8 protein-coding genes are annotated in these 19685 nt (G+C 54.5%); 5 read left to right on the top strand and 3 right to left on the bottom strand.

The features are described from left to right. The first annotated feature begins 900 nt into the window (after positions 1–900). The gene (locus HY774_06440; GenBank protein MBI4748109.1) at positions 901–4767 is read left to right on the top strand and encodes a hypothetical protein; all 3867 of its coding nucleotides are present in this window, start codon (positions 901–903) and stop codon (positions 4765–4767) included. Between the two features lie 68 nt (positions 4768–4835). Here the strand turns inward: HY774_06440 and HY774_06445 are convergent, their stop codons facing one another. Together HY774_06445 and HY774_06450 are read right to left on the bottom strand one after the other, a co-directional pair. After that, entirely contained in the window at positions 4836–5000 is a 165-nt protein-coding gene (locus HY774_06445; GenBank protein MBI4748110.1) for a hypothetical protein, read from the bottom strand. A 198-nt stretch (positions 5001–5198) separates the two neighbouring features. Next, the gene (locus HY774_06450) at positions 5199–5735 is read right to left on the bottom strand and encodes a GNAT family N-acetyltransferase (GenBank protein MBI4748111.1); all 537 of its coding nucleotides are present in this window, start codon (positions 5733–5735) and stop codon (positions 5199–5201) included. A gap of 112 nt (positions 5736–5847) precedes the next feature. On the opposite strand from HY774_06450, the gene HY774_06455 reads away from it, so the two are divergent. Further along, positions 5848–8955 (top strand): hypothetical protein, encoded by a 3108-nt coding sequence (locus HY774_06455; GenBank protein ID MBI4748112.1) that lies wholly within the window; start codon positions 5848–5850, stop codon positions 8953–8955. Continuing rightward, complete coding sequence (locus tag HY774_06460) at positions 8939–9592, top strand: response regulator transcription factor (GenBank protein ID MBI4748113.1); 654 nt, start codon at positions 8939–8941, stop codon at positions 9590–9592. The genes HY774_06455 and HY774_06460 overlap by 17 nt, the downstream gene beginning before the upstream one ends. 288 nt (positions 9593–9880) lie before the next feature. Here HY774_06460 and HY774_06465 read toward each other — a convergent pair whose 3' ends face one another. After that, positions 9881–10087, bottom strand: a complete 207-nt coding sequence (locus HY774_06465) for a hypothetical protein (protein ID MBI4748114.1) — start codon at positions 10085–10087, stop codon at positions 9881–9883. 301 nt (positions 10088–10388) lie between these two features. On the opposite strand from HY774_06465, the gene HY774_06470 reads away from it, so the two are divergent. Both HY774_06470 and HY774_06475 read left to right on the top strand, forming a co-directional pair. Beyond that, positions 10389–10754: a response regulator transcription factor gene (locus tag HY774_06470; protein MBI4748115.1), complete on the top strand. Its 366-nt coding sequence runs from the start codon at positions 10389–10391 to the stop codon at positions 10752–10754. Between the two features lie 112 nt (positions 10755–10866). Then, positions 10867–19563, top strand: a complete 8697-nt coding sequence (locus HY774_06475; protein MBI4748116.1) for a putative Ig domain-containing protein — start codon at positions 10867–10869, stop codon at positions 19561–19563. The last annotated feature ends 122 nt before the right edge of the window (positions 19564–19685 follow it).

Genomic DNA, 19685 nt, shown 5'->3' on the forward strand with positions numbered 1-19685 from the left:
CGGAGCGGAGACGCTTTGCCTGAAATTGAGCGGTTGTTTGAAAAACCTCACGGCCTGGAGGTACCGCTTTTTCTCAGGCAAAGCTATTTTTTTGCCACAATGAAGCGACAATTCATCTGGAGAGCCCAAAGCCATAACGAGTAACCACGCTCCAAGGTGACGCAGGCTGGCCTATCATTCAGGTTTTGAAGGATGTGTCAGTACCACCTGCGTGAGCGGGTGGGATAAGAAGCAAACCAGCTTACCACTGATGCGGGTGGTACTGACTCATTGGTTCGTCTGGTTTGTTTCCAACACAAAATCTCGTAGAAGTAGAAAAATCATTCTAAGAATAATATAAATTATATCGGTTTCTTGAACGAAGAAAACTCTTGAATATAGGGAATAAATGATGAGTTTGACATTTATGGGGCATTGATGAATGAAGGTATGTAACTAGCTGATTATAAACATGTAGTCCAGAAAGGTGAGTGCGATTTATACTCATTTCCATGTGAGATGGATGCAGGATTTTTCTGGTCGAAACCTTGATTTACTCCATCTTTCGTGAAATAAAGAACCCTCTCTTCTTCCATCAGTCTCCTGGTTTTCATTTTATTGTCCTTCACCAATTTCAAACCAAATTCCACCCTGGTTTTGATTGGTGTCAAAAACGTGCCAGGATCAACTCAATGACCGGCTTGCCTTCCACCTTCCATTGGTGGTTCCTGCTCGTTTTGATTCTGAGTCTTTCATTGCGAAGAGATGGATTTTTTTCTTCAAGCCCAGAAGATTCGTCATTTTTAGAATCAAGCTTTCGACACCATTAAACAATTTCTGGAAAGGTACTCCACCCAAATCTTTCCCCGCGACTGTGTAAAGATCACAAGGTCTTTTTCCAAAGTTAGGAGAATGGTTCGTATGAAATCACATCGTTTCACTGCTGCATCAGGCGCAACCCTGACCGTTCGCGCCGGTATCCTGGCCCTGGCGCTGCTGATCACGGGCATCGTTGCCATAAGTTTCACCCCTTCACAAACTGAAGCCCGGCGGCAGGGCGAGGGAATCAGTACCTTGTCCAATCGGGTGGCGCCTGGTGGTGCTTCAACGGCGGAGGATTTGGTCTTTGAGCCCAGGCACGCACTGGCTGACGTGCTCAATGCCGATGGTACGATCAATATTACCAAAGGGAAAAACGGCAATTTTGATGCGAGCGGGTATCGTCTGGTGTCTGGACCGCAGGATGAACCGCGATTTGTTCCCAATGCGAGTGGGAACTTCGCAAACCAGCGGCCAACCGGCGGTAGCTTCGCCGCTCAGGCTGGAAACGTGATTTATGACACCACCCATGCCTCAAACCAGGGAGCTGAAATTACGGCTGCTGCCAATGGACCGGCAACCAGCATGGGCGACGTGATTGTGTTGGGCGGCACGGACCGGGCTATTTGCCAAATTCAGATTGAACTCTTTACCCTGGCAAGTACCGCGCCATTTGATCTGACCATGAGTCTGTATACTGACTGTTCAACCAATGGTGCGGGCAACTCACCCTGTGGAAATGGTGTCGGGACACTCATCCCTGGTTCAGTCGTCACGGTGAACAACGTCACCCCGCCCGCCCTCGGGACCATTTTCCCGGTAACGTTTCCCTATCCGAATGTGGACGTCTCCAGCGAAGTTGACAATACGATTTCGGTGGTGGTCAACGCCAGCCGCTCAGATGTTTTCTGGCGGATTGGTGAAACCCCGGTGGTTGGAAGCCAGCCGGACGCTGCACCAAGTTTTGTCACGCGGTGTGGCAGCACCGCCGCCAACAACGGGTGCCAGCGCAATTTTGGGTTAACCAACAATTTCTCGATCCAAATCCAGGCGACGGCGGTTGGTGGCACCGGCACCTGTGCCAACGGCACGATCAATGGTATTGCAGTGGACAGCGTCGGCAATATTTATGTCGGTGGCACCTTTACCGAACTGGATACACTTCCCTTGAGCCGGGTGGCCATGTGGAATGGCACCGCCTGGGAAGCACTGGGAGATATTTCAGCCCTGACCAGCAACGGTGTGGATAACAATGTCAATGCCGTGGTGGTGGACAGCAACGACAACGTCTATGTCGGTGGCACGTTCCAGCAAGCGCGTAACAATGCAGGGTCAACCGTGCCCACCAGTCGGGTGGCGATGTGGAACGGCACCACCTGGTCAGCCCTGGGTGATGCAGGCAGTGTCAATGACAACGGCGTCAACAATGCTGTCCAGTCACTGGCGCTTGAGAGCAACGACAACTTGCTGGTCGGAGGAAATTTCACCGAAGCCCGAACCAATGCCGGTACCAAACCCTTGACCAGTCGCTTTGCCCGATGGAACGGCACCATGTGGTCCGCATTCGGCGATGGCACGGTCCTGACCAACAACGGTGTTGGAAACCCGGTCTCGGCGATTGCGGTCGGGACCAACGGCGATATCTTCATCGGAGGCAATTTCACCCAGGCTCGAAATGGTCCCGGCTCAACCGTTCCCACGGCCCGGGTGGCCAGGTGGAATGGGTCGGTTTGGTCCGCATTGGGTGATGGATCAAGTGTGAACAACAATGGCCTTGCCGGTGGCGGTGTCAACTCGATTGTGGTCGGCACCAACGGCGATGTCTTTATCGGGTTTGCTTCCAGCAATCTGTCAGTGCGCACCAATGGTTCGACCAGTGTGCCAGCCAGCCGGGTGGCCAGGTGGGATGGTTCGGCCTGGTTTGCACTTGGCGATCCAACCAGTGCCACGACCAACGGGGTGGATTTTGATGTGGCGAAGATGGCCAGGATCGGGAACAACCTCTTTGTCGGAGGCCGGTTTACCCAGGCGCGCAACAGTGCCGGTTCCACCGTTCCCACGGCTGGAATTGCGATGTGGGATGGCACCACCTGGACGGCGCTGGGCGATGGATCAGCGCTCGGCAACAACGGGATTGGTCCAAACAATCCAACGCCACCGCTTGGTTCCGCCATTACGGGGCTCGGGGTGGATGGCACCACCTTGCTGGTCGGTGGGGATTTTGACGAAGCCCGAACCGACAGCACGAATATTCTGGAAACTGAAAATCTGGCGGCCTGGACTGGAACGGCCTGGATTGGCGTCAGTAGCTGTCCGGATCTTGTTCCCGCCGTTCCGCCGACACTGGCCAAGAATTTTAGCCCCAACCAGATTCCGGTTGGGACGACCTCAACCCTGACGTTTACACTGTCTAACTCAAATACCATTCCGTTGACCGGGGTTGGGTTTACCGACACACTCCCGACTGGATTGGTTGTGGCCACACCCAATGGGCTCACCAGTACCTGTTCCGGAGGAACGGTGACCGCCGTGGAGGGAACGCAGGTTATTACCTTTAGCGGCGGCACCTTGCCCGCCATGGGCACCTGCACCTTCAGTGTGGATGTGTTGGGAACAACCGCCGGGGTGTACACCAACACCACCGAGGCGATTACCTCAATCGAAGGCGGAACGGGCAGCACCGCTTCAGCCATGATTACGGTGGTGGGGCCGCCAACGCTGACCAAGGCGTTTGAACCGGACACGATTTTGCTGACGCAAACTTCGGTGCTGACTTTCACGATGAGCAATGGGAACCCCACAGTCCCATTGACGGGAATCAGCTTTACCGACACGCTCCCGGATGGTGTCATTGTTGCCACACCTGCCTCAGTGATGAATACCTGTAGCAGCGGCACGGTAACAGCGGTTGAAGGAAGCTCGATGATTACGTTCTCGGGCGGCACGCTGGCCCCCAACACCAGTTGTAGCTTTAGTGTGACCGTCCAGGGCATAACCTATGGTGAAAAGGTCAACACCACGAGCACCATTTCCTCGGTTGAAGGGGGAACTGGGGCGGCGGCCATGGCCACGCTCATTGTCCAACCCACGGTTGAACTGGCAACTCTCTATGTGCCCGATACAGTCAACAATCGGGTACAGAAATTTGATGGCAATGTCTGGTCACAAGTCGGACCGGTCGGGCTCTTCAAAACTCCGGAAGCCGTCACGGCGGATCCGTTTGGACAGCGGATTTATGTGGCCGATACGGGAAATAACCGCCTTGAATGGTCAACTGATGGTGGTGTGACCTGGGCGCTGTTTGCTTCGATTGGCTCTGGTCTCAATCAGGTACGGGCGCCGCAAGGTCTGGCGCTTGACCCGGATGGAAACCTGTATGTGGCCGACACCGGAAATAACCGGGTCACGCGGTTTGACGGAGGTGTTCCAGGTTTCGCAACCGTGCTCTTAACCAATGGCAGTACGCTTACCCAGGTGAGGACGCCACACGGCCTGGCGGTGGACACGGCGTTCAATCTGTTTGTGGCTGATTATGGGAATAACCGGATCCTCAGAGTGGCCGGCGCTGATCAACCCGGGCCGGTTGTAACGCTAGTGGCCAGTCTCGGTTCTGCTTCGAATCAGGTTCGGCAACCACAGGGAGTTGGTGTTGATAATGCCGGAAATCTCTATGTCGCCGACACTGGCAACAATCGGGTATTGCAGTTTGCCGGTGGCAACCCAGGACCGGCAACGGTGCTGGCAACAATCGGGTCAACATTAGGGAAAGTTCGGTTGCCGGAAGGTGTCACGGTTAATTTGTTTACCGTTGGACCGCTGGCTGGAATTTCATTCCTCTCAGTGGGTGATACGGCCAATAACCGGATTGTCGGAAGACCGGTTGATACCGCAACCTGGCAACTGGTTGGTGCGCCAAATAATGTTGGCTCCGCCATTGGCCAGTTCCGGTCGCCGTCCAAGATTCGGTGACAAGGAGACAAGGAGACAAGGAGACAAGGAGACAAGGAGACAAGGAGACAAGGTGACAAGGTGACAGTCTAACCATTTGTCATTTTGTCACCCGTCATCTTGTCAAGCTCCGTTGCGGAAAGGTCGGTTTTCGCCCGGATGGGCGCCGGACAATAGCCGGTGGTTGGCCGCTTTGGGCACACCACCGGATCGTCGGTGCGCAGTGGTTTGCGCCCGGATTGGCGCTGGAACACTGGTGAGCGGGGAGCTAAAAAGCTCAGACCCCATTGAAGTCTTTGGATTTCTTTTTCGTGTTTTTCGTGTATTTCGTGGTTTCCTGTTCTGAAATTGGATCTCTCCGGGTGACTTTCGATAAAAACGGGAAGTTGTATTTTTACAGTCCCTTAGCTTGATGCATATGGGGAAACCCCAAACGTTTGCGAGCGAGGTTGCTATATCAGAGTGATCCAGTAGTAGCATTTCAACGGTCTGTTCGCATCGAGGACCCTGGTTTCCCGCAACAAGCCTCCGTTCCTTTCAATCACGCGGATGGAGGCCGCGTTTGTGGCGTTACACGTGAGAAGGACTTCAGTCAATCCGAGTGCGTGTGCCACCGGCAAAGCCTGACGCAGCATCTCCGTGGCAACGCCGCGACCTCGGAAGGATGGCACGGTATCATAGCCGATATGGCCGCCTTCGACGCGAAGTGCATCATTGAGTTCGTGATGAATGGAAATACGCCCCACGAACTGTTCCCCAGCCACGGCCCAGAGATGCGTCTTGGGAACGAACGCTTCGGTTCTTCGATTCGAGTCCGCCAGCTTCTTTGCCACAAACGCGGCAAAGTCCTGTTCGGCAATCTCAAGATCGCCTCCGACCCACCAGGGAAGACCTTCTTGTTGGAATTCTCGAAGCCCACGCAAGAAGCTTTCTCGATATCTCTCTGTCGGCGGAACCAACTGGATCTTCATTTGAACCTTCACCCTCATTCCTTACCCAATATCTCAGAAAACTTATGACAAGGTACTTATCCAGTCATCTTGTCGTTCTACCCCAATCCGTCACTATAATCCAGGTTGCTGCCTCTGGCACGGGTGGATTATGATGCGCATTGGCTTTTGGGGGGCATTCCCAAACCGGGGAACGCCCCCCAAATTTCTCTTGCGACCCCAACTCCCTCCCGTGGCCATGCGAGTACCTGATTCCTCCTTCCTCCACCCATCCTTCCACTTTCTGGCTCGACTCTGCCTGGCTGCTTTCTGCGTGCTGGTGTGGATGATGACCTCGCCGTCGGTGGCATTTGCCCAATACCGGTTTGACACCTGGACCACCGACGATGGGCTGCCGCAGAACGCAGTCTTTGCAGTGACGCAAACACGTGACGGATACCTCTGGTTGACAACACTTGATGGACTGGTGCGGTTTGATGGGGTGACGTTTACGGTGTTCAATAAGGGCAATTCCAGGGGATTGACAAGTCATCGGTTTTCGGCGCTTTTTGAAGATTCTGACGGGACGCTCTGGATTGGCACCATTGACGGTGGTTTAACACGATATCGCGATGGTGTCTTCACGACCTTCACCAAGGTTGATGGGTTGCCGCATGATGGAGTGCGGGCGATCCAGGGCGATTTGAACGGGGATTTGATCATCACGACGGATGGAGGCTTTGCCTACTGGCGCGGGGGGCGTCTCGTGGCTGATCCAGAGCAACTCGATTCTGATCGGGCGGTATTGTATGTGAGTCCGACGGGTACACGCTGGCGGTGGGATGAACAGGGAGTTCATCGGATGACGGGGCGGACCGCGACCTTTCCGATCCAGTTCCCGCATCGAAAAAACATCAACCTCACTTTAATTGAAGACCGGCAGGGGAACCTCTGGGTTGGGGCCTACAATGATGGGATCTATTGCATTTCAGGGGACAGGCTCACTCATTTCACGACGAGCGACGGGTTACCTGCCGGGCGACTCATTCTTCCACGGTGCCAGGATCGGACCGAGGGCATCTGGTTTAGCGCGGAAGACTGGCTTGGCAATCTTCCATCCCGGTTGCTGTTGTTTAAAAATGGACGATTTTCAACTTACCCCACGTCGTTGCTCGTCAAGACCATTTTTGAAGACCGTGAGGGAACACTCTGGATCGGCACCAATGGGCAAGGCTTGAATCGCCTGACGCATCAATTCATCACGACCTATTCAACCGCCAATGGATTGGTCAGCAATAACGTCTATCCTATCTACCAGGACCGCGCCGGCAATATCTGGATTGGTGCCTTTGGTGGCGTGAGTCGGTTCAACGACGGCGTTTTTACCAACTACACGGTGAAGGACGGGTTGCTCTCGCCCAATGTGCAGGCATTCTGTGAAGACGATGCCGGGCGGTTGTGGATGGGCGGAAGGCCAAGCTATTTTCAGAATAGCCAGTTTCATCTTCCACTCGGTGACATCCCTTTCAACGATTACGTCTGTTATTCGATTTATCAAGATCGTTCCGGAGTACTCTGGTTTGGAACACACCGTGGGCTGGTCAAATACGATCATGGGAAGACGCTCTTTCTGACGGTTGAAGATGGATTACCAGGGAGCAATGTCTCAGCCATTCATCAGGACCGTCAGGGCGTGTTGTGGTTTGCTACCAGCGGAGGCATCGCACGGCTGGAAAATGGCAAATTTACCGCACTCACGGTCAAGGACGGATTGACCAGTAATTTTGTGCGCTGTATTTATGAAGATGCCGACGGTGTGCTCTGGTTTGGCACCTATGATGGGGGACTCAGCCGGTACCAAGCCGGACGGTTTACCAGCTACACGACCAGAGAGGGGCTTCATAACAACGGGGTTTTTCAAATCCTCGAAGATGATCGCGGTAATTTTTGGATCAGTTGTAACCAGGGAATTTACCGGGTGAGCCGGGCGCGACTCAACGATTTGGCCGCCGGGAAGGTTCAGACTGTTACATCCATTGCCTATAACAAACAAGATGGCCTGCTCAACATCGAATGTAATGGTGGACGGCAACCAGCCGGAATCAAAGCCCGCGACGGGAAACTCTGGTTTCCGACTCAGCAGGGCGTTGCCGTTATCAACCCGGAAGCCGTGCCGACAAACCCGCTCGCGCCACCAGTGCGGATCGAAACCTGTACCCTTGACCGGAAACTCGTTCCTTTTCGTGATAACCTCCAGGTCAATCCAGGCCAATCCAACCTGGAGATCAAGTACACGGGGTTGAGTTTTATCAAGCCCGAACAGGTGCGTTTTAAGTATCAATTGATCGGACAGGATCCGGATTGGGTTGATGTCGGCACGCGACGCACCGCGAATTATTCCTACTTGCCGCCTGGGGGCTATACGTTCAAAGTCACCGCCGCCAACAGCGACGGCGTGTGGAATCCTGTCGGCGCCGAACTGCACATTGTCGTGCTGCCAAGGTTTTATCAAACCTGGTGGTTTCGAGTGCTCGCGGTGCTGACGCTGGTGGGGATTGTTGGGGTGGCGTTCAAAATCCGGCTTGATCAAGTTGAGCGCGCCCGTCGGGTGCAGGAAGCCTTCTCTCGCCGCTTGATTGATTCACAGGAACAGGAGCGCCAGCGCATCGCCGCCGAATTGCACGACAGTCTGGGGCAAAATCTGCTGGTCATTAAAAACTATGCATTGATGGGGCTCAATGCTGCCCAGAATGATAATCCAATGCGCGAGCATCTGGCCGAAATCTCCGACGCGGCCACGCTGTCTATTGATGAAGTTCGCCAAATTGCACATAACCTGCGGCCCTATCAATTGGAACGGCTGGGGCTGACCAATACATTGCAGGCGATGCTGAGGCAAATTGCCAATGCTTCGGATATCGGCTTTGACTGCGAAATTGATCAAATTGACGGATTGCTCTCAAAAGAAGGGGAGATTGGTCTCTATCGTATCGTGCAGGAAGCCCTCAACAATATTCTGAAACATTCTCAAGCCACTGAAGCTGTCGTCCGAGTCAAACTGGCCGGCAACGAAATCCGAATCACGATTGCAGATAATGGGTGCGGGTTTACGGTCGAGCCAGAGGGCAGGGCTGAATTGCAAAAACGCGGGTTTGGCTTGACGGGGAGCGTCGAGCGCGTGAGGATGCTGGGCGGAACGCAAACCATCCATTCGGCGCCCGGTCAGGGTACGACCATTTCCATCACCATCTCCACAAACCAACATGTCAACCGAAAGTGAACTGCACATTATCATTGCCGATGATCACCCAATCTTTCGGCGCGGGCTGCATATGATTATCGAAGCCGATCCAGGGCTAAAAGTCGTGGCTGAAGCCGATGACGGGGCGGTGGCGCTGGCCGAAGTCAAACGGCTTCAACCACACGTGATTGTGCTTGATATGGATATGCCCGTGCTCGACGGGATGGCTGTCGCGCGCGAGATCCTTCAGCAGCGCTGGCCAGTCGAGGTGGCCTTTCTGACTATGCACAAGGAAGAAGCCATCTTCAATGCGGCACTTGACCTGGGTGTGAAAGGCTATGTGGTCAAAGACAGTGCGGCCACCGAAATCATTGGCTGCATCAAAGCGGTTGCGGCTGGACAACGTTTTATCAGCCCGGTGCTTTCCGGCTTTTTGCTCAACCGGGTTTCTCCGGGGACACCGCACACACCTTCTGGTCTCAGCGCCCTGACGCCAGCCGAGCGACGCGTTTTGCGCTTGATTGCCGACGGCAAACTGAACAATGAGATTGCCACTGAACTTTTCGTCAGCGTCCGCACCGTCGAGCATCACCGTTCGAACATCTGCTCGAAATTGGGGCTCAACGGCAAACACGGGCTACTCAGGTTTGCCCTGACGCACAAATCGGAAATTTAGCAAAGTTGAGCGAGTCGCCAGGCGTCAATCCGGAACAGTGAAGAGCGAAGGAGCGAAGAGCAAAAAACTTCTCCGTATCATTTTGTCACTCTGTTTCCCCTGTCACCCCAGAAGGGCATAAGCGCCAGGAGAAGGAAACAAAGCCCGATCTGGACAAGGGGACAAGCGGAAAGGGGACACGGAGAGAAAAACATTCTCCCGCTCCCAACGTCGGTAGCAGGATCTCCTTGTCCCCTTGTCTCCCCAGCTCCTTGTCTCAAACAGGTCCAAATTTCCTTCTCCTGGCGCTTATGCCCCAGAAGGGCCTGCCCCAAAACTCACGAACCAAATTGGATTAAAGCCTCGGGCCGTAGCGACGTCAGCGAGCAAGGTCCGTGGAACACAAATCACACATTCCGCCCGCCGCTTCCCACCTTCCACGGATTCCGCCATAAACGCCAGGATCAGGATTTCAGGCCCCACCAGAGCGTCGTTCAATGCCAACGGAAAGGACACGGGTTTTCTTATACCATTTTGGAATGAAGTGATCGTATTAAAAAACAGTCAAGTAATTCAATCAATTGAAGTTAGTAAACTACTGACTACGATCTACTGACTACAAACTGGTATTATCCTGGCCCTCAGCCCAAATTCTTCAGCCCCGAGTTTGCGAATCTTCAGCTCCCAAATAGGTGCCACCACCTATATGAAATTAGGTGGCGGCACCGATGTGCAAGGGGTTCTTCTCGTCTAATAATTCCGCCTGGAGTCTTCCACCTTTTCGACCAAACCTCGCAAACAAGGAATGTTAGGAGAAATGATGTTGTTGATCGTTGATGACCATGCCCCAATGCGCCGGCTCATTCGGCGAGTGACTGGTGATTTGGCCGACCGGATTGAAGAATGTGCCGCAGGGGAGGCAGTGTTGGCAGCGTATGAACAGCATCATTTCGGTGAGGCCGATTGGGTACTGATGGATGTCGAGATGGGAGGGATGGACGGGTTGACCGCGACACGGGAGTTGCGAGCGGCGCATCCGGAAGCCCGCATCATCATCGTCACCAAATATAACGATGAGCAGTTGCGAGCGGCAGCCTTCCAAAATGGGGCGTGCGGCTTTGTCCCCAAAGAAAATCTGCTGGAGTTACGTGCGCTGCTGAGCGGCGCCAGTCAAAACCCCTGAAATCATCCAGACCAATACTGAAATAATTGCCTTCTAAGAAGCTATCTTGTTGAAAAACAAGTGGTTAATATTTTCATAATTCATGATTTGTATTGAGAGGAAGTGGTTGGGTATGTTACGCAAAATCCTGGGAATGAGCTTGTTTGCCGTTGTGATCGTCAGTTCAAGTCTTGGACTTACCTCAACTTCAGCCCGCAAGTCGGTTGATACCAATCTCAAATCAGTGACCCGTCTCCAGCAAGACCAGCGAGGGAAACTTCTTCACCCTCTGGCGCCAGATGGATTTTTGATCGGGCGCAATGCTCCCGCCATGGATGTGCGGTCATTGGTGAAGCCCGTTTCCAGAACTCAGGTTCAAACGGTGACAGCGCAACCATTTCGGGAACTGCAATCGCAACTCCTTGTTTCAAACGGCCTGTTGCCCCAGCAGATCGCCCCAGGGCTTGATCGCCGGGTGACGGGTGTTCCCGAAAATATGGAAATTGAATGGACAGTTGCCCCCTGGACAGATCCGACTCAGCTTCAACTTGAGTTTCCTGAGGTTGAGTGGGTTGAGTATGACGGCGACCAGAATTTGATTCTGCACACAGCGGCTGAAGATATCCTGATTCGGGATGCCAAAGCCTGGCAGGAAGTGTCATACCAGACGATTGAAGTTCCACTCACGGTTGATTTTTTGGGTGAAGGCCGGGTGAGTATCACACCTGGGGTGTATTCGACCGCCGATGTGCTTCAGATTGGGTTGAGAGTGGTGTCGGCGTCGCGGGCAGCGACCGGGGGTGGTTTTACGACCAATGCCACGTTGACGGTGACCAATGGCAATGACAGTGGTTCGGGGTCATTGCGCGACCGGATTACGGCGGCGGCCTCGGGCGACACGATCCAGTTTTCCGGCGTGACGACCGTGACATTGACGTCGGACGAACTCTTGATCGACAAAAATTTGACCATCAACGGCGGCACCAATGGGGTGACGATTACGCGTTCCGGAGCGACGCAATTCCGCATTTTCAATATCAGCAGCGGGACGGTTTCGCTGACCAAACTGACAATCAGCAACGGCAATAATCCAGGACAGGCCGGCGGGATCCAAAACTCCGGGACCTTGACCATGACCGAGTGTGTGGTGACTGGAAACACCTCGCCACAGGCCGGCGGCGTGCAAAACGACAGCGTGATCACGCTCAACCGATGCACGATTGCCAATAATACTGCGACCGGTGCGGGTGGCGGGTTGGTCAGTTTTGGAACATCAAATACCCTGACCAACTGTACGATCAGCAACAATCAGGCCGCCAGTGGTGGTGGTGGCTTGAGCATCTCAGCCGGGACATTGACCATGACCAACTGCACGGTGGCATACAATCAGTCTACGAGTGGTTCCGGTGGTGGGATAAGTTTTGCAAATGGGCTGACGGTTGTCTTAAAAAACACCATTGTTGTCAGCAATACGGGTTCATCCAATCAAAACATTAATGGAACGCTTGATGCGTCCAGTTCTTACAATCTTGTCGGTACCTCCGGGTCAGGTGGACTCGTCAACGGTACCAATGGAAACCAAACCGGTGTGACCAGCCCTGGATTGGATGTACTGGCCAGCAACGGTGGGTATACACAAACCATTGCGCTGCTTGCTGGCAGTCCGGCACTGGATAAAGGCGCCGCCGCCGCTGGGGTCACAACCGATCAGCGCGGTCAGACACGACCCACGAACATTACCACGATCCCGGCGGCATCTGGGGGGGACGACAGCGACATTGGCGCTTTTGAGATAATTCCGAGTTGTTCAACCCTGTCATTTAGCCCGTCATCGTTGCCAGGTGGCACAGTTGGATTAAGTTACTTGCAAACGATTTCAGCCAGCGGTGGAACGGCACCCTACACCTATGCGGTGACCAGCGGAAGTCTTCCGCCTGGGTTAACGTTGCTCAGTGATGGAACGTTAAGCGGCGTGCCGACGACCAATGGCTCGTTTAGCTTTACCGTAACCGCAACCTATGGGTTTGGATGTACCGGAAATAAAGCATACACACTCGTCATTGCCGCCTGTACTCCAGGAACATCATTTACGGTCAATGACCTGGGGGATGCCCCAGATGCCAATCCAGGGGATGGCGTCTGTCAAACGGCAGGTGGGGTTTGTACGTTACGTGCCGCGATTCAGGAAAACAACGCCGTGCCGAGCTGTGGCAGGACCATTAGTTTTAGCGTGATGGGCACCATCAATCTGACAAGCGCCTTACCTGACCTTTCAGCCAGTGTCACGCTCAACAATTCGCTGGGAGAAATAACCGTCAATCGGAGTTCCGGCGGAAATTATCCGATTTTCAATGTCGCCAGTGGTATCGCGGTGACGATCAATACCCTGGTGATCAGTAATGGCCTTGGGGTTGAAGGTGGCGGTATCCGCAACGCCGGGTCCTTGACCTTGACCAATTCCATGTTGATAGGCAATGGGACGGTGGGTGCCAGACCGGTGACAGGTGGCGGCGGCGGTATTTTTAATACTTCCACTGGCGTACTGACCCTGAATCGGTGTGCGCTGGTCAATAACACCGCCACGGGTCAAGTTGGGAATGGTGGTGCTGGCAGCGGCGGCGGCGGCGGCGGCCTTGGCGGAGCGGTTTATAACAATGGCGGCACGGTCAGCATTACCAACACCACATTTTCCGGCAATCAGGCCGTTGGCGGCGCTGGCGGGAATAGTGGCGGTGGGTGTTGTGTCGGCGGCGGTGGTGCCGGCGGTGGCAATGGTGGTGCTGGTGGAATTGTCATACCTACCTCAACTGCACCGCAATCAGGTGGTTTTGGTGGTGGCGGCGGCGGCGGCGGGAACGGTCGAGATGGTGCTGCTGGTGGACGCTACGGCGGCGGCGGCGGCGGTGGGTATGGCGCCGGTTTTGGAACAAGCGGTGCTGGTGGTGGTTTCTTAGGCGGTGCGGGAGCAAATTCAAGCTCTTCATTCTCACGAAACGGTGCCGGCGGCGGCGGTGGTGGCGTGGGTGGTGCCATTTACCAGAACAGCGGCAGTATGACGCTGGTTAATGTGACGATTGCCAGCAATACCGCCATGGGTGGCGCCGGTGGAACAAATTCATCAAATGTGGCCCAAAACGGTGCGGCTGGCAGCAGCCGAGGCGGTGGTATTTACAATGAAGCCGGAACGCTGACACTCCAGAATTCCATTGTTGCTGGCAACACCGCGCAACAGGCAAGTTTTGCCGACTGCGACAGCAACAGTACCGCGATTGTGACCAATGGCTACAATCTGTTTGGCAGTGGAACTGGCTGCCCAACCGGCGGAACACAAGACCAAACCGTGACACCGGCGAATGTGTTCACGACAGCACTTAGTCCATTGGGATATTTTGGCGGCGGACTCACCCAGACTCATCGGTTGTTGACTGGAAGCCCGGCGATTGACAAGGGAAGTGCTTTCACCGGTGTGAGTGTTGACCAGCGGAGCCGACCACGCCCGGTTGACGTTCCTGGCGTTTCTTCAGCTTCAGGTGGCAACGCCAGTGACATCGGGGCTTATGAAGTCCAAAACTGTGTCGGTGGGGTAACGATTTCCCCAACTTCATTGCCTCTGATTGGATCCAACGTGCCATATAGTCAGACATTTACGGGGAGTGGAGGGACGTCACCATACTTTTTCAGTGTCAGTTCTGGGGCGTTACCGACTGGGTTAGCTTTATCTTCGGATGGGATCTTGTCAGGAACTCCAACCACTGATGGAACTTATAATTTTACAATTCTGGTTTCAGACAACAACGGGTGTTTCTCAACTCAGGCATACACGCTGGAAGTATCGTGTCCGACAATCACCACACATCCGGTCAGTCAGGTTATTTGTGACGGCGGTTCAGCCACGGTGTCGGTGACAACGACTGGAACTGGGGTGACGTATCAGTGGCGCAAGGGCGGTGTTGATATTAACGGGGCGACGAACAGCAGCTATACCATACCAGTCTTTACCGCAGCCGATGCCGGTAGTTACGACGTGGTCGTGGATACGGCGGCCTGCGCGCCAATTACCTCAAACCCAGCGACGTTGAGCTTGCTTGGGCCAACCGTGATGACCAGCACCATGCCGTTATGGGGCGGACGGTTGAACGGCGCCCAGTTTGAAGTTGGGACCAATGGCGCCTCGGCTTCCGAATCGCCCGACAAAGCCTTTGACGGAACGTTTTCCAAATCGTTGATTCGATACACCGCCAATGTCGGATATATCGTTTCGCCAATCAATTGCAGTCCATCGGGGCGAGTCATCAACCGGTTTCGAGTTTATACCGCGAATGATTTTCCAGACCGTGATCCGGCCAGTTATGAGTTGTATGGAACGAACAGTCCGATTTCCGGCAACGGGCCCTTTGCCGCCAATCTCTTTACCTTAATCAGCTCTGGCAGCCTGGCGTTACCATCCGGGCGCAATACCAGTACGCTTGACGATGCCAATTCCCAGGAAATCAGCTTTTCCAATACCACGCCGTATCAGACATTTATGCTGATTTTCCCAACCGTGAAGAATGCTGGGGCTGTTCTCAGCACACAGGTGGCTGAAATCAAATTTTATCCGGAAAACTCTCAACCCACGCTTTCGACCACACCGGTTTCGCTGTTGCAAGGGGCAACAATCGCTGGGAGTGCGATTGGAACCGCCGGTCCTGGGACATCCCAGGCAGCAAATACGCTGACCATCGCTGTGAGCAGTGATGGAACGAATTTCGGTTCATCAGCGACACTCAACGGAGTCACGATCAACGATCTGGTGGTGGCTGCCAATGGGACAGTGACGGCCACGATTGCCGCGACTTGTTCAGCTTCCAATGCCAGTTTTACTGTCAGAGTGACAAATAACCAGAATCAGAGCGCAACTGCAACGCTGAATGTAACGGTGACGGCCAATACTGCTCCGACCTTGAGCTATAACAACGATTCGGTCGCCAACGGCAGTGCACTTGTGATTAACCCGGCGACCGGGCCCAGTGATGATGGAACGATTTCGAGCATTGTCGTTCAGGATCAGGGGACGTACACCGGAACAATCTCGGTTAACAATACAAATGGTGTGGTTTCAATTTCCAATGCTGGTCCAGTTGGAACCCACACCATCACGATCCGGGCCACTGATGATTGTACTCTGACAAGTGACGCGACGTTTACTCTCACGGTGACCTCGGTTGGAACGGCTGTTTCTTCAATCATTCGTGCTTCCAGCAATCCGGCCTGTGCCAGTACCTCAGTGAGCTGGACGGTGACGTTTGTGGGATCAGTCACGGGAGTAACCGCGTCGAATTTTGCGCTTGCTGGTGGCACCGGAGCCAGTATTACCAACGTCACCGGGTCTGGAACAACCTGGACCGTCACTGCCAATACTGGAACCGCAGCCGCAGTTTCACTTGGGCTGAATATGGTCAATGACACCGGGGTAAATCCGGTTTTGACCAACCTTCCGTTCACAAGTGGCCAGACCTATACGGTGAATGGTGTTCCAACCACGGCGAGCGCGGGGTCAGATCAAACCCTCTGTCTGGCAAGTCCGACAGCCACGCTGGCCGCCAATGCACCATCAACCGGAACAGGATTGTGGTCAGTTGTCACTGCGCCGGCTGGTGGCTCAACGTTGTCAAATCAGTTTAGTGTCGTAACTTCGCCCACGGCGACATTTACCCCTAACCCTGGGGCCGTCGGTAGCTATACCTTGCGGTGGACGATTTCAAATGCGCCCTGTACGGCGTCAACTGATGATGTGGTGATTACCTATCAGGCGTCCCCCACTCCTTCAAATGCCGGGCCGGACCAGACGTTGTGTGTTGGAACAAACGCCACGCTGGCCGCCAACAACCCGAGCGTGGGAACTGGACAATGGTCAGTTGTCAGCGGGCCGAGTACATCCAGTGCCCAATTTAGCAACACCGCAAGCCAGTCGGCTACGTTCACACCAGCCGGAGGCGCCGGGACGTACACCTTGCGGTGGACGATTTCAAATTCACCTTGCGCTCCGTCAACCGATGATGTGGTCTTGACCTACCAGGCGGCACCGACCACGTCGAATGCCGGACCGGATCAGACTCTGTGTGTGACCAATCCGGCGGCGACTCTGGCTGCCAATGCCGCATCAACCGGAACGGGGCAGTGGAGTGTTGTTACGGCACCACCTGGAGGTTCAACTGCTTCTGGTCAGTTTAGCAATGTCAATCTGGCAACTGCGACGTTTACTCCAGCTCCAACCGTAACTGGCACCTACACCTTGCGGTGGACGATTTCAAATTCACCTTGTACTGCTTCGACTGACGATGTGGTTTTGACCTATCAGGCAACACCAACCACGTCAAATGCCGGGCCGGATCAGGCCATCTGTGCTGGTTCAAGTGCCACGTTGGCCGCCAACAATCCGACCGTCGGAACCGGGCAATGGTCGGTCGTCAGCGGACCAAGTACGTCAAGTGCGCAATTTAGCAACACAGCAAGCCGGACAGCGACCTTTACGCCTGGTGGTGGAGCTGGGGTCTATACTCTGCGGTGGACGATTTCAAATTCACCTTGCACTCCGTCAACCGATGATGTGGTGGTGACAGTCAATTCAGCTCCTTCCGTCAATCCAGTGTCGCCAACCGCGATTTGCAGTGGCGGAACGACGAGCATCGCGCTGACCAGCACGCCCGGCGGAGCCAGCTTTAGCTGGACGATTGGAACGGTGACGGGAAGCGTGACCGGACAGTCAGCCGGTTCGGGCAGCAGCATCGCCCAGACCTTAACCGGAAACGGAACAGTTACTTACGTGGTGACCGGAACCCTGAGCGGTTGCCCGAGCGCACCCGTCAACATCGTCCAAACCGTGAATCCAAACCCGGTGGTGAATCCAGTTTCGCCAACCGCGATTTGCAGTGGTGGAATAACGAACATCGCGTTGACCAGCACACCATCAGGTGCCAGCTTTAGCTGGACGATTGGAACAGTGACGGGAAGCGTGACGGGACAAACGGCAGGTTCGGGCAGCAGCATCGCCCAGACCTTAACCGGAAGCGGATCAGTGACGTATGTGGTAACAGGCACGCTGAGTGGCTGTCCGAGCGCGCCGGTCAACATCGTGCAGTCCGTGACTGGACCGCCATCGGTCAATCCAGTGTCGCCAACGGCAATTTGTAGTGGCGGAACAACCAACATCGCCCTGACCAGTACGCCAGGTGGAGCGACGTTTAGCTGGACGATTGGAACAGTGACTGGATCAGTCACGGGACAAACGGCAGGTTCGGGCAGCACAATTGCCCAGACCTTAACCGGAAGTGGGACAGTGACTTATGTTGTAACGCCATCCTTGAGTGGTTGTACTGGAACGCCGGTCAACATCGTGCAAACCGTCAATCCAACACCATCAGTCAACCCGGTATCGCCAACCGCGATTTGTAGTGGCGGAACGACCAGCATCGCCCTGACCAGTACTCCAGGTGGAGCGAGCTTTAGCTGGACGATTGGAACAGTGACCGGAACCGTGACCGGACAGTCAGCCGGTTCGGGCAGCAGCATCGCCCAGACCTTAACCGGAAACGGGACAGTGACCTACGTGGTAACTGGGACGCTGAGCGGTTGCCCGAGCGCACCAGTCAACATCGTTCAATCTGTCAATCCAGCGGCAACGACCAATGCCGGACCAGACCAGACGGTGTGTGCCGACAACCCGGCGGTTACCCTGGCGGGTGTGATTGGCGGTGGTGCCGCGACCGGAACGTGGAGTGGTGGAGCGGGAAGCTTCAGCCCGGATGCAAACACCCTCAACGCGGTCTACACGCCATCAACTGGTGAAATCACGGCTGGAACGGTGACGTTGACGCTGACAACCGACGATCCATCTGGACCGTGCGGTGCGGTGAGCGATACGGTGACCATTACAATCGTGAATTGTACGGTGGTGCAGTATTCGCTGATGGTGGCGGATACAACCAATAACCGGATTCAGGGTTTTGACGGAACGAACTGGGCTGTGATCGGAGTCGGCACGGTGGGTTCTGGACCGGGTCAGTTCCGGTTGCCGGAAGCCGTGGCCTTTGACCTGACGGGACGAATCTACGTGGCGGACACCGGAAACAATCGAATCCAATGGTCAACCGATGGTGGAACGACCTGGGCGGACTTTGCGACTAATGGAACTGGAACCAATCAGGTGAAAGCCCCGCAAGGACTGACGCTTGATTCAGAAGGCAACCTGTATGTTTCCGACACTGGAAACGGACGGGTCATGCGCTTTGACGACGGTAATCCTGGAACCGGAGTGGTGATTGCCAGCAATGGTACCGGAGGCGGTCAGGTCGGAAGCCCACGTGGGCTGGCGATTGATGCCACGTTCCGCTTATTTATTACTGACGAAACCAACAGCCGAATTTTGCGCATTACAAATGCCCACACAACGGTGGCGACAGCCAGCGGAACGATCCTGGCAACCTCTGGAACAGGGATGAACAAGGTCCAGAATCCACAGGGCATTACGATTGATTCCAATGGGACACTCTTTATTGCTGATACTGGTAACTCACGCATCCTGCGCTGGGTGAATGCCAACCCGAACAATGCCAGTACCATGGCCTTGATCGGAAGCCAGCTTGGGCAGGTCAATCGTCCTGAAGGAGTTACCGTGGTGACTTTCACCAGTGGACCATTTGCCGGCGGTCCAATGTTGATTGTCGGAGACACCTCAAACAATCGAATTCAAGGCCGGTATATCCCAACCGGACAGTGGAATCTGGTCGGTTCGCCAAACAACATCGGCAGTGGAACAGGGCAATTCCGCTCACCGAGTAAAATCCAGTAACCAGACGGAAGGCATCAAGCGGAAGACATTGGGCTTTGAGGTTGAAGGTTCAGTGTCTGAAGGGATGAAGATGAGGGGTGAAGAATCTCTTTTGCTTCATCCCTTTTTTCTTGTCTCGGGAC

The organism is Acidobacteriota bacterium, assembly GCA_016208495.1.
GTDB lineage: Bacteria > Acidobacteriota > Blastocatellia > Chloracidobacteriales > Chloracidobacteriaceae > JACQXX01.

Coding starts and splice junctions, on each gene's coding strand:
- HY774_06450 (MBI4748111.1), bottom strand. CDS start 5,735: ATGAGGGTGAAGGTTCAAATGAAGATCCAGTTGGTTCCGCCGACAGAG.
- HY774_06460 (MBI4748113.1), top strand. CDS start 8,939: ATGTCAACCGAAAGTGAACTGCACATTATCATTGCCGATGATCACCCA.
- HY774_06440 (MBI4748109.1), top strand. CDS start 901: ATGAAATCACATCGTTTCACTGCTGCATCAGGCGCAACCCTGACCGTT.
- HY774_06455 (MBI4748112.1), top strand. CDS start 5,848: ATGATGCGCATTGGCTTTTGGGGGGCATTCCCAAACCGGGGAACGCCC.
- HY774_06475 (MBI4748116.1), top strand. CDS start 10,867: ATGTTACGCAAAATCCTGGGAATGAGCTTGTTTGCCGTTGTGATCGTC.
- HY774_06470 (MBI4748115.1), top strand. CDS start 10,389: ATGATGTTGTTGATCGTTGATGACCATGCCCCAATGCGCCGGCTCATT.